The sequence below is a fragment of the Streptomyces sp. NPDC055287 genome (genome assembly GCF_053646035.1).
Genome location: NZ_JBSHNE010000085.1, coordinates 1 through 11,886, shown reverse-complemented (window position 1 = coordinate 11,886; position 11,886 = coordinate 1). Strand labels below are relative to the sequence as shown.

Annotated in this window: 14 protein-coding genes; 8 read left to right on the top strand and 6 right to left on the bottom strand. The window is 71.1% G+C overall.

Annotated elements, in window-relative coordinates; genetic code table 11:
* Window positions 1-157: 157 nt before the first annotated feature.
* The 3 genes from ACWIHY_RS39350 to ACWIHY_RS39340 form a co-directional block, all read right to left on the bottom strand.
* Complete coding sequence (locus ACWIHY_RS39350) at window positions 158-685, bottom strand: GNAT family N-acetyltransferase (protein ID WP_454381475.1); 528 nt, start codon at window positions 683-685, stop codon at window positions 158-160.
* A gap of 629 nt (window positions 686-1,314) precedes the next feature.
* The gene (locus tag ACWIHY_RS39345; RefSeq protein WP_454381473.1) at window positions 1,315-2,070 is read right to left on the bottom strand and encodes a metallophosphoesterase; all 756 of its coding nucleotides are present in this window, start codon (window positions 2,068-2,070) and stop codon (window positions 1,315-1,317) included.
* Entirely contained in the window at window positions 2,067-2,627 is a 561-nt protein-coding gene (locus ACWIHY_RS39340) for a hypothetical protein (RefSeq protein WP_454381472.1), read from the bottom strand. Before ACWIHY_RS39340 ends, ACWIHY_RS39345 begins: the two co-directional genes overlap by 4 nt.
* Window positions 2,628-2,692: 65 nt before the next feature.
* Here ACWIHY_RS39340 and pdxR point away from each other — a divergent pair, with 65 nt between their 5' ends.
* Window positions 2,693-4,189, top strand: a complete 1,497-nt coding sequence (gene pdxR / locus ACWIHY_RS39335) for a MocR-like pyridoxine biosynthesis transcription factor PdxR (protein WP_454381471.1) — start codon at window positions 2,693-2,695, stop codon at window positions 4,187-4,189.
* Between the two features lie 977 nt (window positions 4,190-5,166).
* On the top strand, window positions 5,167-5,490 hold the full coding sequence (locus ACWIHY_RS39330; protein ID WP_454381470.1) for an alpha-amylase: 324 nt from the start codon (window positions 5,167-5,169) through the stop codon (window positions 5,488-5,490).
* A gap of 165 nt (window positions 5,491-5,655) precedes the next feature.
* Here the strand turns inward: ACWIHY_RS39330 and ACWIHY_RS39325 are convergent, their stop codons facing one another.
* Window positions 5,656-5,868 carry a hypothetical protein gene (locus ACWIHY_RS39325; RefSeq protein WP_454381469.1) on the bottom strand — a complete coding sequence of 71 codons (213 nt, stop codon included), beginning with the start codon at window positions 5,866-5,868 and terminating at the stop codon, window positions 5,656-5,658.
* Between the two features lie 602 nt (window positions 5,869-6,470).
* Between ACWIHY_RS39325 and ACWIHY_RS39320 the strand changes: the two genes are divergently transcribed.
* Window positions 6,471-7,364, top strand: coding sequence for an SGNH/GDSL hydrolase family protein (locus ACWIHY_RS39320; protein ID WP_454381468.1), 894 nt, complete (start codon window positions 6,471-6,473; stop codon window positions 7,362-7,364).
* Between the two features lie 57 nt (window positions 7,365-7,421).
* On the opposite strand, the gene ACWIHY_RS39315 is transcribed toward ACWIHY_RS39320, so the two are convergent.
* Window positions 7,422-7,751, bottom strand: coding sequence for a MarR family winged helix-turn-helix transcriptional regulator (locus ACWIHY_RS39315; RefSeq protein WP_454381467.1), 330 nt, complete (start codon window positions 7,749-7,751; stop codon window positions 7,422-7,424).
* A 143-nt stretch (window positions 7,752-7,894) separates the two neighbouring features.
* On the opposite strand from ACWIHY_RS39315, the gene ACWIHY_RS39310 reads away from it, so the two are divergent.
* Genes ACWIHY_RS39310 through ACWIHY_RS39300 form a run of 3 tightly spaced genes read left to right on the top strand, consistent with a single transcriptional unit; the run spans window position 7,895 to window position 8,735 of the window.
* A complete protein-coding gene (locus ACWIHY_RS39310) occupies window positions 7,895-8,053 on the top strand; it encodes a XapX domain-containing protein (protein WP_454381466.1) in 159 nt (52 codons plus the stop codon).
* The gene (locus ACWIHY_RS39305; RefSeq protein WP_454381464.1) at window positions 8,050-8,331 is read left to right on the top strand and encodes a hypothetical protein; all 282 of its coding nucleotides are present in this window, start codon (window positions 8,050-8,052) and stop codon (window positions 8,329-8,331) included. Before ACWIHY_RS39310 ends, ACWIHY_RS39305 begins: the two co-directional genes overlap by 4 nt.
* A complete protein-coding gene (locus ACWIHY_RS39300) occupies window positions 8,322-8,735 on the top strand; it encodes a hypothetical protein (RefSeq protein ID WP_454381462.1) in 414 nt (137 codons plus the stop codon). Before ACWIHY_RS39305 ends, ACWIHY_RS39300 begins: the two co-directional genes overlap by 10 nt.
* A gap of 39 nt (window positions 8,736-8,774) precedes the next feature.
* Here ACWIHY_RS39300 and ACWIHY_RS39295 read toward each other — a convergent pair whose 3' ends face one another.
* Entirely contained in the window at window positions 8,775-9,437 is a 663-nt protein-coding gene (locus ACWIHY_RS39295) for a lysophospholipid acyltransferase family protein (protein WP_454381461.1), read from the bottom strand.
* A gap of 418 nt (window positions 9,438-9,855) precedes the next feature.
* On the opposite strand from ACWIHY_RS39295, the gene ACWIHY_RS39290 reads away from it, so the two are divergent.
* Both ACWIHY_RS39290 and ACWIHY_RS39285 read left to right on the top strand, forming a co-directional pair.
* A complete protein-coding gene (locus tag ACWIHY_RS39290) occupies window positions 9,856-10,263 on the top strand; it encodes a YciI family protein (RefSeq protein WP_454381460.1) in 408 nt (135 codons plus the stop codon).
* A 5-nt stretch (window positions 10,264-10,268) separates the two neighbouring features.
* Entirely contained in the window at window positions 10,269-11,414 is a 1,146-nt protein-coding gene (locus tag ACWIHY_RS39285) for an RNA polymerase sigma factor (RefSeq protein WP_454381459.1), read from the top strand.
* Window positions 11,415-11,886: the final 472 nt, after the last annotated feature.

Genomic DNA, 11,886 nt, shown 5'->3' with positions numbered 1-11,886 from the left:
CCAGCCCCGCACTCCCAGTAACGTCCACTACACACTGAGAGTCACCAAGCACCCCACCTGACCTGCACCGACGTGCTAACTCACCGGCATTGCAGCTCAGAAGGCACTTTCGTATGTCCTCCCCGCTTCCGGCCTCATCTCAACCGAAACAGCGACGTCAGTCGCCGAGGACCCGCTCCCACAGCAGCCCGTCCCGCCAGCTCCCGTCGAGAAAGATCGAGGAGTGCGCGACGCCGTACGGGCTGAACCCGTTGCGGCGTAGCACCCGCTGCGACGGCAGATTCTCCAGATTGGTGGACGCCTCGGCGCGGTGCAACCCGAGTTCGTCCGTCATCACCCGGAGTACAAGCCCGACGGCGTGCCCGGCGTGCCCTTGATTCTGGGCGACGCTGGCGATCCAGTATCCGACGGAGCCGCGGCGCAGGTGCGGTTGCGGCAGGATGCCGCCGACGGTGACCTGCCCGATCACCTGGTCGTCGGCGAGCACCACGCCCGGCCAGACCGCGCCGGCCCGGTATCCGGCCAGCAGGCTGTCGATCCGCTCCGCCTGGCCCGCCGGGGTGAAGAAGTCGGCCGGTTGGGCCGGTTCCCACGGCCGGAAAGCCTCGAAGTCCCGCACCCGATGCGCGGCGATCGGGGCGGCGTCGGTGGGCTCGATCAGGCGGATCCTGGTGCTGCTGCGCATGGGCTGGTCCTCGTCGCGGTGCGTCGGATGAGACGGCCAACCTATGCGAGGGTGCCCGCGCCGCCGCAGCCTACGCCCGCCGGAGGATCGCGTCGGTCGCGCAGCTCGTGTTCTCGATACCCTGCACGCAGAATGTGCCTTCCGCTTGATCAGCACGGTGCCACGAGTGGCACCCGATGCGACGACGATCGCTCCCGGGGAGCCGCAGTAGAGCGCGTGAAACGGCGCGTACGCGCCGGCGTATTCCTGCCTCGTCCTCTCCGACCTCGCTCCACCGCCGCCAGGGCGGCCCGGAGGGCCGGATCCACGGCATCCGTGCCCGCCGACGGCCTGGACCAAAACCTTCCGAGCCGATCCGGCCAAGGACTCACCTCCCCGGAGGGGCTGTCGCTGCAGCGGAAGTGACCGGGCGACCGACGCGAGCGCATGAAGCACCGTCCCCGTGGCGTCACGGGGACGGTGCGCTGTCAAGCGACCAAGGGAGAGGCTGCTGGTTCTCCGGTCCTGTCAGCGGACAGGTTGCAACCTCACCCCCGCCCGCGCTGCATACGCCCGGAACGGCAGCGACGAGGGTTACTACCTCGGCGACTGACTGAGGTTCTGCTCGACTGCCTTCTGTTCCCACATGATCAGGCGTTGACGCACCGGTAATGAGTAGTCAGCCGTCCCTCGTCGTCCAGGATGTGGAAGGCGAGCGCGGGCGGCTGGTCGAGGTGGACGTGGTCCTCGGCGTAAGCCCGGCGCTCCCAGGGGAGGCGGAGTGTGGATACGACTCCTGGTGCCACCAGCAGCGGGCGTCCGGCGAAGGTGGTCGCCGCCGGGGTGTGGGCGTGACCGCACAGGAAGGCCACGAGGTTGGGGTGACGGTCCGTCAGTGCGGCGAGCCGCTCTGCTCCGAACTGGCGGACGCCGTCGATGTAGGGGACGTGCAGCAGGGTCGGCGGGTGGTGGAACCCGACCAGTACGGGCATCTCGGCCGGGGCCTGAGCCAGGACATCCTCCAGCCAGGCCAGTGTCTCGTCCCCCAAGAAGCCTTCGTCCTTGCCCGGCACGGAGGAGTCGCACAGCGCGATGACGAAATCGTCGGCGTAGTGCACCTGGTTGATCGGTGTCGCCGAGGCCGGCTGCCCCAGCAGAAACTGTCGGAACGCGGGGCGGGCGTCGTGGTTGCCTGGGCAGACCACGACCGGGTGCCGGGAGGTGAGCAGTCGGCGGGCCTGCTCGTACTCGGCGGGTAGGGCATGGTCGGCGATGTCGCCGGTGACCAGGACCGCGTCCAGGTCGTAGGGGAGGTCTTCGAGGTAGTCCATGACGGTACGGGTGCGCTCGATGCTGCGGTGCCCGCCGTCGATGTGGATGTCGCTGAGGTGAGCGATCACGATCACCGCTGTGGTCCCTTCGTCGCGGCGTACAGGTCGTGTGCTGGGACGGCCGAGTAGTCCTGACCGGCGCGCCCCGCATGCTCGGCGTCTACCGGCCAGTCCCGGCCCGCGGCCGTCGGACCGAGGCCGCGCCCGACGTCACTGACCACGTCAGCGACGAGGTCGGCGTCCTTTCGGGCCGGGGCGAGCGCGAAGCGCGCCGGATAGCCGTCGGCACCGATCGCACGGCGTCGACGCGTGGCTTGCTCAGCCCAACGGCATCGCGCCCAGGACTTCGTGCAGAGCCTCCCGTACCGCCCCAATGCCCCGCCCAGTGCGAGGAATTCGCTGAACACGCCGGTTCCTGGTCCCCCGACGCACATCGGTGAGTCCAGCCGCGCCAGCAAGGACAAGCAGCGCTTGACCAGCTCTTGGGGGCCACCCACCCGGACTCGCGACGCCGCTACCCGCTGCCGCGAGCGATTCCCGGCGGTGAACTGCCAGCCATTGCCCAGTAACCGGTGGGCGATCGGCGTACCCATCGCGCCAAACCCGGTTACAGCGACCCGTTTCACGTTCATGCTCCCCTCGTCCAGTTCGACCTCGACCGTAGAGGGCCACCGGACCAGGCATAAGATCCAGTTCCATGCCAAATCATTGGGCCAGTTCCCGGCTCGACCTGCACGTCGACCTCGATGCCGCGGGCGGGCGGCGTTCCGGCCTGGAGTCCGCGCTCCGGTCGGCGATTCGCCAGGGACGTCTGTCCGCCGGGACGCTCCTGCCGTCCACCCGCGGACTTGCCCAGGAACTCGGACTCTCCCGGGGCACCGTCAGTGCTGCCTACGGCCAACTGGTCGAGGAGGGCTACCTGACCACACGGCCGGGCTCGGGCACCACCGTGGCCGAAGTACCGCAACGCGCCCCGGCTCCCGCCCGCCCCGCACCCGCGCCGATGATGCCCCGCCACGACCTTCGCCCCGGGCTCCCTGACGTCAGCGCGTTCCCTGTCCGTGCCTGGCTCGCCTCCACCCGCCGCGTACTCACCCGCGCACGCCCCGAGGCCTTCGGCGCCGGAGACCCGCAGGGGCGGATCGAGCTGCGCAGCGCGCTCGCCGACTACCTGGGCCGCACTCGCGGCGTACTCACAACCCCGGACCGAATCGTGATCACCTCCGGCTACTACCAGGGCCTGGGCCTGCTCAGCGGCGTACTGGCTGCGGGCGGGATCCGCACTGCGGCCGTGGAGGACCCGGGACACAACCTCTTTCGCGAAGTCGTCCAGCGCGCCGGGCTCACCACCATCGCCCTGCCCGTCGACGCCCACGGCGCCCACGTCGATGCGCTGACACAGCGCACGGGAGCTGTGTTCCTCACCCCCTCGCACCAGTACCCGACCGGCGTTCCGCTGCATCCCCGTCGCCGCCAGACACTGCGCGCATGGGCGCGCTCCACCGGCGGCCTGATCATCGAGGACGACTACGACGGCGAGTACCGGTACGACCGCCAACCCGTCGGCGCCCTCCAAGGCATCGCCCCCGACCAGGTCGTCTACTGCGGCACCGCGTCCAAGACGCTCGGCCCCGCCCTCCGCCTGGCCTGGTTGGTCCTGCCGCCCCACCTGGTGTCACCGATGGTGCGGGCCAAACGAGAAGCCGACCTGTACACCGAGACCCTGGGCCAACTCGTCCTCGCGGACCTGATCACCACTCACGCCTACGACCGCCACACCCGCGCCGCCCGCCTGCGCTACCGCCGCCGCCGCGAACTCCTCCTTGACCGCGCAGCTGCCATCCCCGGCCTCACCGCCCACGGCGTCCCCGCCGGCCTGCACACCCTGCTCACCCTCCCTTCCGACGGCCCCACCGAACACCAACTCCTGACCACATGTGCCCACCACGGCCTCGCCCTGCGCGGTCTCACCGAACTCCACCATGACCCCGCACACCGCCCCCAGGGTCTGCTGATCGGCTTCGCAGCCCCATCCGAACACGCCTACCCAGCCGCCCTCGACGCCTTGTTCACAGCGCTGGCTTCGGATGGACGAGGCGATGCTCCTGCCAGCGTGAGCACCGCCGTCGGCTCGACTCGCCCTCGACCACATCAGGACTTGCCCGGCCAGGCCAGAGCGCCGCACTTCGACTGAGTCCACAGCCGGTCCTCACCGCGGGCGCAAAGGCAGAGGCTTCATGGTGACCGGCACTGTCCGGAGGGAGAGCAGCCTGGCATCGTTGCCATACAGCCGCTCGTACAGCGCCAGCAATAAGCTCCGCAGGCCGAGCCGTTGCACCGGGATACGGCCGCGCCCGATGACAGCTGGACCCTGATCAGCACATGCTGCGCACGCACGCCCCAGACCGGCAGGTCGGTGCGCCGCCAGTAGGTCAGGGACCGCTTGACGCCACAGGCCGTCCAGGACGCCGTGACCTCCTTCTCGCCCACGGCTGTGAGCGAGGTCCCGAACTGGCCCGCATCCGAGGCAGGTTGCGGTCGGCGATCCCGATCTGAGCCTGTTCTAGCCGTGGTTGGAGCGAACCGGCCTCCGGGCGGTGGTACGGGAGGCCATCACCCCTACACGGCGCGACAAGCGAGGCCTCGCCGCTCCCTGCCTGAGCATGCGGCGGCGCATCCACGACCAGCACGGCCGTCTGCTCGCCAGCACGGACCTCGCTTCACGCAGGCCTGGCAGGAGATCACGCTCAAGTACACGAACCCCTCCGCCACCACCCACCGGCTTCACCCCCTGTCCCCTTATCAGTCGGCACGTAGGCCGCGACAGGATGCCGTGTACGCAACGTCCGCGCAGCGGCGATTTCCGCGCGTTCTCGCCGCCGTTGCGCACTCACCGGTGATGCGGGAGCGCCGGGCCTCTCTCCTGCGGCGACACCCCACCAGCCGGCCGGCGGCCCGCCGCACCGCTCGCGACCAGCACGCCGCCCGCCGAACGCCACCCACCGCCAGGCGTCGGCCGAGCTGGCCTTCAGGCCCTGCGCGCGCCTTCAAGACCCGGGACCCATGACACGGCCAGAGCTTGCGCAAGTTGGCGAAATTTCTTTCAAGCGACTGGCCACCCTCCCTATCCTCGCTTCCATAATCGTTCGAGAAGTGAAGGATTGATCTTCGATGAATCGCCCTATGCGTTCAACTGCACGTACCGCTTCAGCAGGGTTGATGACCCTGACCGCATGCCTGACGCAAGCGACCGGCGCCGACGCAGCCAATCAGGGAGAACCCGCACCCTCCTGTGTTCAATACTTGACGAGCTGGCGCTACGCGTTCGTCACGAACACCTGCGAGACCACGCGGCACGTGACGGTCGAGTACCGCGACGGCAGCACCGTCCCCTGCCGGACCGCCGGGCCCGGCGACACGGTGACCTTCCCCGGAAACGGCACAGGGGACAACGCCGTCCGGGCCGTGATCCTCTGCGCCGCTCCGTCCCCGTGAGGCGTGGCCGTAACCCGTGAGCCGTAACCCGTGAGCCGTAACCCGTGAGCCGTAACCCGGACGCGTAGTTCGCAAGCCTTGAGCCGTGCCCCTTGTGAGGCGGCGACGAGCGGTGCGCCGGGGACCTGTCCCCCACAGGCAGGTCCCGGGCCGCGGGTGGGACCGTCAGGCGCCCCGCCGCTTCGGGGCGGCGCCTGTCACAGGGACAGTCCCGTGACCGTACGGGAAGACCGGGTCCCGCGTGTCGTTCGGTACGTCGGGGCGCGACGCCTCCACCGCCGCCATGGAGCGCGGCAGTTCGAACGGCAGTCGGCCTTCCGGCGTCGCACGGCCGAAGGCGACGCCGAGGAGTGCGCAGCCGGATGCCCGGCGCCGCACGCCGAGCGGCGGGCATCCGGCTGCGCTTCGAACAGACCGACCCTCGATCACCCGGTGACGTCCCGGGCCCCGGCACCTGCAGCAACGGCTGTCGCCTGACCGAACTGTGGGACGTACGGGGCGAGCAGGCACCGCCGTCGCTGAAGCCGGGCGCCACGGTGCCGTGCCGCGCGCCCGCGTGCATTCCCGGTCACGTACGTGAATCGGCTGGCCATCAGGGGCGTGGTCGTCGGCGGACGCCGACATCACCCGGTGAGGCCCGGCGCATGAGGTCCTGTCGGGTGGCATAGGCGACGTGCGTACGCGGCAACTCACGCCCACAGGCGCCCAGTCGGCCTACGCGCCCTGCGCAACCCTGCAAGACCACCGACAGAGGGGCCCAAGGACGCCAGAAACTATTTAACGCCCAACATCTTGACGCCCCGTCAGGTCGGCCACATATTACGAGCCAGTACAACCGACCAGTAACACTGCGCGTAGTGCCCTCGCCATCCCGGCGGCAGGCGGACGGGACCGCCCTGCCGCCGGTCCGGTGCGCCAACCGGCCCTCCCCGGCGGCCAGAAGGCGCCCGATCCCCGCAGCCCTCACGAGAGGCACCGTCATGCGATCAGTTCCAACGGGCCGTCGCACGCGTTCCGCCGCCGCCGCCGTCACCGCCGTCACCGCCGTCACCGCCACCCTGGCCACCGCTGCCGGCCTCGGCGCCGGCCCCGCAGCGGCCGCCGACACCACGGTCGGCCGCTATGTCGCGCTCGGCGATTCGTACGCCTCGGCAGCCGGCGTGCCGGACCAGGTCGACTCCGCCTGCATGCGCTCCGACGTCAACTACCCCGCCCTCCTGAACGCCGCGCTCACCCCCGCCGCCCACAAGGACGTCACCTGCGGAGGGGCCACCACGGTGCACATGACCTCGGCGCAGAACACGTCCGCGCCACCGCAGTTCGACGCGCTGAGCGCCGACACCGACCTGGTCACCCTCACCATCGGCGGGAACGACGTCGGCTTCGCCGGCATCATCCTCCGCTGCGTGACCCTCGGAGCGTTCAACCTCGGCGGCTCGCCCTGCAAGAACAGTTACACCTGGACGGGTACCGACCAGCTCGCCGCCACCGTCGACGCCACCGCCCCCAAGTTCGCCGCCGCGATCGACGGCATCCGTCAGCGCGCGCCCAAGGCCAGGATCCTCGTCACCGGTTACCCGGCGATCCTTCCCGACAACGGCACCAACTGCCCCTGGGTCGTGTCCATCGCGAAGGGCGACGCCCCGTGGCTGCGAGACACCCACAAACACCTCAACACCATGATCGCCACCCAGGCCGCCGCGCGCGGAGCCATCTACGTCGACACGTACACCAAGTCCGTCGGCCGCGACATCTGCAAGCCGGCCGGAACCCGCTGGATGGAACCGCTCCTCACCAACGCGGCGGCGCCCTTCCACCCCAATGCCGCCGGTGAGCGGGCCATGGCCGACGCCGTTCTCGCCGCCGCCGACTGACCGGGCCTCACCGGCCGGGCCCGATTCGACAGCGGGCCGGCGCCCGGTTCGCGTCGGTCAGGGAGCCTCCACCAGCGGGGGCTCCCCCATGGGGAGGGTCAGCATCTCGCGCAGGGCACCGACCGCCGCGGCGCCGATACGTTCGGCCAGGACGCCCTCGATGACCGCGAGGGTGCCTTGGGCCCGCCGGTGGACGCGGGCGCCCTCGTCGGTGGGGCGGATCAGGCGACTGCGGGCGGAGGCGGGGTCGGGTGCCTGCTCGAGCAGACCCATGCCGATGAGACCGTGCACGGCCTGGTGGGCGGTCTGCCGGGTGACACCTGTCCGGCGGGCGAGCTCGCAGACCGTGGTGCCCTCCTTCGAGCGGTTCTTCGAAAACCTCGGCACCCCGACCGATGAACTCGTCCTGCCCCGGGAGCCGTACGTACCCGAACCGCACAAGTTCGGCACCGTGCCCCAGCGGTACGACGTGCGCTTCCTGCCCGAACACCAGTGGCGCACCGGGGCTGACGCCGGTGGCGTACGTGCACATGCTGCTGACCGGGGCGCTGGTCGGCGCCCTGTGCGCGGCGCTGCGGGTGAACACCCCGGCTTCCCCGCTCGTCCCGCTGTTCGGCCTGTTCGGCCTGTTCAACCTGTTCAACCTGTTCGGGATGATCCTCGGTCACACCGCGCCGAAGGCGCTGTGACCGCAGTACGCCGGGCCCGCCTGTCCCGGTTCGCGCGCCCGGCCTCGGTCTCCTTCACCGCAGGCGTGGCGATGGGCGCCGCGTGCTGGGCCCTGGGGCTCACCGCGCCCGCACCGACCCTTCTCGGCCCGGCCGGACTGCTGGGCGTCGCCATCGGCGGGCGCGCCGCACGGCGCTCGGCACCCTGCTGTCCCGTCGCCGCGCCCGTCCCGGCCCCCCGCTCCCGCCCGCCCCCGGAAGACAGCTCCCTGGAACGAAAGAGGCACCCATGCCGCTGACGCCCGGCCTCGCGGCGTTCCTCGCGCCGCCCGCCCCCGCGCGGCTGCCGCTTCCGCCCACCGCACACCCCGCCCCCGGCGTGCGGCTGCTGCGCGGTGTCCCGTACGCCGTCCGTGCGGGAATCCGGCCCCTCGAACTCGACCTGTGGCTGCCCGACGGGGCGCGGGGTCCGCTGCCGGTCGTCGTCCACCTCCACGGCGGTGGCTGGCGCGCGGGCACGCGTACGGAGATGGGACCGCGCTTCCGCGGTTGGCGTCCCGACCCCTTCGCCCGCCTCGCGCAGGCCGGTTTCGCCGTAGCCAGCGTCCGCGAATACGTCGCCCGCCCGGGGGCACCGCGCGAAGCCGCCGCCCCTCCGATCTGCATCGCCCACGGGCAGAGGGCGAGGCGCGCGTGTCCGTGATCCCTCGTTCTGGCTCCGCATGCGGGTTACGGGGCCGCTCTAGGCGGCGAACGCAGCACGCTCGCCAAGCCGTGCCGCAGCCGTGCGCCACGCAGCAGTCACCGCCGCGCGGGCCCGCGTCGTCCCCGCGCCACTGTCACCTGTCAGCGTGAGCGACTTACCCACGTGCACGTGCAGTTGCGGACGGCGCAGCGGTGCCGTGGCCAGGCCCGCGAGCTGCTTTGCCACGCTTCCCGAGGTGACCCGGCGCGCACCCGCCTGGCCCACGGGCACCACCTGGGCACCGGTGCGATGAGCGAGTCGGGACAAGCCGCTGCGGAAGGCTCCCGGTGCCGCCTCCGCGGCGTCCTTACGGCTCGGGATGCCGCCCTCGGCGTAGATCAACACCAGGCGTCCCTGCTGCAGCGCCTCGGCGGCCCGATCCAGAGCGTTCGCCGCACGTCGGTCGTTGCGGTAGACCGGTATGTGCCCTTCTCTGGCGAGTCGGCGGCCGAGCACCGGGACTTGCCACAGCCCGGCGGCCGCCATCACGACCGGCCTGGCACCGAGTCGGTGCAGCGCCGCCAGCACGATGGCCGGATCGGCAAGCGAGGTGTGGTTCGCAGCAATGATGCTGCCGGGGGCGAGTTCGGCGTCCGAGTCGGCGGTGATCGTGAGGCGGCCGACGGCGGGCACCAAGAAGTCAGCGAGGCAGCTGAGCATTGCAGTCTCCCCATCTCGACAGTGTTGATCTTCATGGTCGGTGGTGGGAGGTGCCCAGGGCCTGAGTAACCGTACTCAGCTTCTGTGCGCCCGTACCCAAGGAGCGAATCACGGCGAGGCCGCCCCTCATGCGTCGGCGTGGTCGGAGAGGCCGACCCTGCCGGGGTGAAGCGCGCCAACGCCGGCAGGTCGCACAGACACTGCCTACGGAGCCGTGCGGATCCTGTTCCACCAGGGCTTTCATGCCACACCGCTTCCTGTGTCAGCCCGCCGGACCTACTCGGCCAGGGCTTGCTTCAGGCCGACTCGAACGCTGGGCCAAAAAAATCTGGAAGACGATGTCGAGAACCCGTGGCTGGCTCCGTCCCCGCAATGAACGCGACCACAATGGGTCGCACCAGCACCGAGGAGAAACACCATGGCCAAGTACTTGCTGCTCAAGCACTACCGCGGCGCCCCGGCGGCGGTCAACGACGTGCCGATGGACCAGTGGACGCCGGAGGAGATCTCTGCGCACGTGCAGTACATGAACGACTTCGCGGCCCGGCTCGAGAAGACCGGCGAGTTCGTCGACGGTCAGGCGCTCGCCCCCGAGGGGACGTTCGTCCGGTACGACGGCGAGGGTCGCCCGCCGGTCACCGACGGCCCGTTCGCCGAGACCAAGGACCTCATCGCCGGCTGGATGGTGATCGACGTCGACAGCTACGAGCGCGCCATCGAGCTGGCCGGGGACCTGTCGGCCGCCCCTGGGGCAGGCGGGAAGCCGATCCACGAGTGGCTCGAGGTGCGCCCCTTCCTGGCCGCGCCGCCCACCATCACGGAGTGACCTAGGTGAACGAGGTCCTGCTCCGGAGCCTCACGCCGAGCGTGCTCGGGATCCTCGTCCGCCGCGGAGCCGACTTCGCGGCGGCCGAGGACGCCGTGCAGGACGCGCTGGTCGAGGCGGTCCGCGTCTGGCCTGCCGACCCGCCACGGGACCCGAAGGGCTGGCTTGTCACCGTGGCCTGGCGCCGGTTCCTCGACGCGACTCGCTCGGACGCCGCCCGCCGCCGGCGTGAGGATCTCGTCGACGAGGAGCCGGTACCCGAGCCCGCGCCCACGGTGGACGACACGCTCCAGCTCTACTTCCTGTGCGCCCACCCGTCCCTGACGCCGTCGTCCGCGGTCGCGCTCACGCTGCGCGCCGTCGGCGGGCTGACCACCCGCCAGATCGCCCAGGCCTACCTGGTGCCCGAGGCCACCATGGCGCAGCGCATCAGCCGGGCCAAACGCACCGTTTCCGGCGTGCGGTTCGACCAGCCCGGCGACGTCGCCACCGTGCTGCGCGTCCTCTACCTGGTCTTCAATGAGGGTTACTCCGGCGACGTCGACCTCGCCGTCGAGGCCATCCGGCTCACCCGGCAGCTCGCGGCCGCGATCGACCACCCCGAGGTGGCGGCGCTGCTCGCCCTCATGCTGCTCCACCACGCCCGGCGCGCCGCCCGGACCACGCCCGACGACAGCCTGGTGCCGCTCGCCGAGCAGGACCGCGGCCGGTGGGACACCGAGTCGATCGCCGAGGGCGTCGAGATCCTGCAGGCGGCCCTCGCCCGCGACCGGCTGGGCGAGTTCCAGGCCCAGGCCGCCATCGCGGCACTCCACGCCGACGCGCCCACCGCCGAGGAGACCGACTGGGTGCAGATCGTCGAGTGGTACGACGAGCTCGCGCGCCTGACCGACAGCCCGGTCGTCCGGCTCAACCGCGCGGTGGCCGTCGGCGAGGCCGACGGACCGCGAGCCGGCCTGGCGGCGCTCGCGGCGCTGGACGACTCACTGCCCCGCCACGCCGCGGTGGCGGCGTACCTCCACGAGCGCGACGGCGACCTGGCGACGGCGGCACGGCTGTACGCCGAGGCGGCCCAAAAGGCACCCAACCTCGCCGAGCGCGATCATCTGACGCGCCAGGCCGCCCGGCTCAACGCCCGCCGGTGTCGCTGACGGGTCGCGCTCGGATTTGCCCGCAGCATGGCGCTGGCCCCGTGGCCGGAACGGTTGCCGCAAAGTGAGTAGGCGGGTCGAGACGAGCTGCACGACGCGCTGCCGGCGGGGAAGCTCAGCGGCGACGACAGGCGCGCTGAAGGCATGGTGTCTCAACAGACCCGCCCGCCGCTCCCGTACGGGCGCCGGCCATGAACGCCGGCAGGTAGAACGGTCCCATCAGTACCTCTCAGCCGGGCGGCCGCCACGGCCCGTACGGTGGTAGGCCCCGGGCCGCCGGTCATCCGCCTGGTGATGGCGGCTCTGCCCCGCTTCCTTCCGCCTGTTGATCGTCGGCACCCCATGGGCTTGCTGCACCTGAAGCACCTCGGCCATCTCCGCGATCGCGCTGGGCGTGGGCTTCCATGGGGAAGCAGAGGTCCAGCCATACTCCCGTGCGAGCGGCGGCTGACCTTCTCGGTCGGCTGCCGAC

Coding starts and splice junctions, on each gene's coding strand:
- ACWIHY_RS39350 (WP_454381475.1), bottom strand. CDS start 685: ATGCGCAGCAGCACCAGGATCCGCCTGATCGAGCCCACCGACGCCGCC.
- ACWIHY_RS39340 (WP_454381472.1), bottom strand. CDS start 2,627: ATGAACGTGAAACGGGTCGCTGTAACCGGGTTTGGCGCGATGGGTACG.
- pdxR (WP_454381471.1), top strand. CDS start 2,693: ATGCCAAATCATTGGGCCAGTTCCCGGCTCGACCTGCACGTCGACCTC.
- ACWIHY_RS39330 (WP_454381470.1), top strand. CDS start 5,167: ATGAATCGCCCTATGCGTTCAACTGCACGTACCGCTTCAGCAGGGTTG.
- ACWIHY_RS39320 (WP_454381468.1), top strand. CDS start 6,471: ATGCGATCAGTTCCAACGGGCCGTCGCACGCGTTCCGCCGCCGCCGCC.
- ACWIHY_RS39310 (WP_454381466.1), top strand. CDS start 7,895: ATGCTGCTGACCGGGGCGCTGGTCGGCGCCCTGTGCGCGGCGCTGCGG.
- ACWIHY_RS39300 (WP_454381462.1), top strand. CDS start 8,322: ATGCCGCTGACGCCCGGCCTCGCGGCGTTCCTCGCGCCGCCCGCCCCC.
- ACWIHY_RS39295 (WP_454381461.1), bottom strand. CDS start 9,437: ATGCTCAGCTGCCTCGCTGACTTCTTGGTGCCCGCCGTCGGCCGCCTC.
- ACWIHY_RS39290 (WP_454381460.1), top strand. CDS start 9,856: ATGGCCAAGTACTTGCTGCTCAAGCACTACCGCGGCGCCCCGGCGGCG.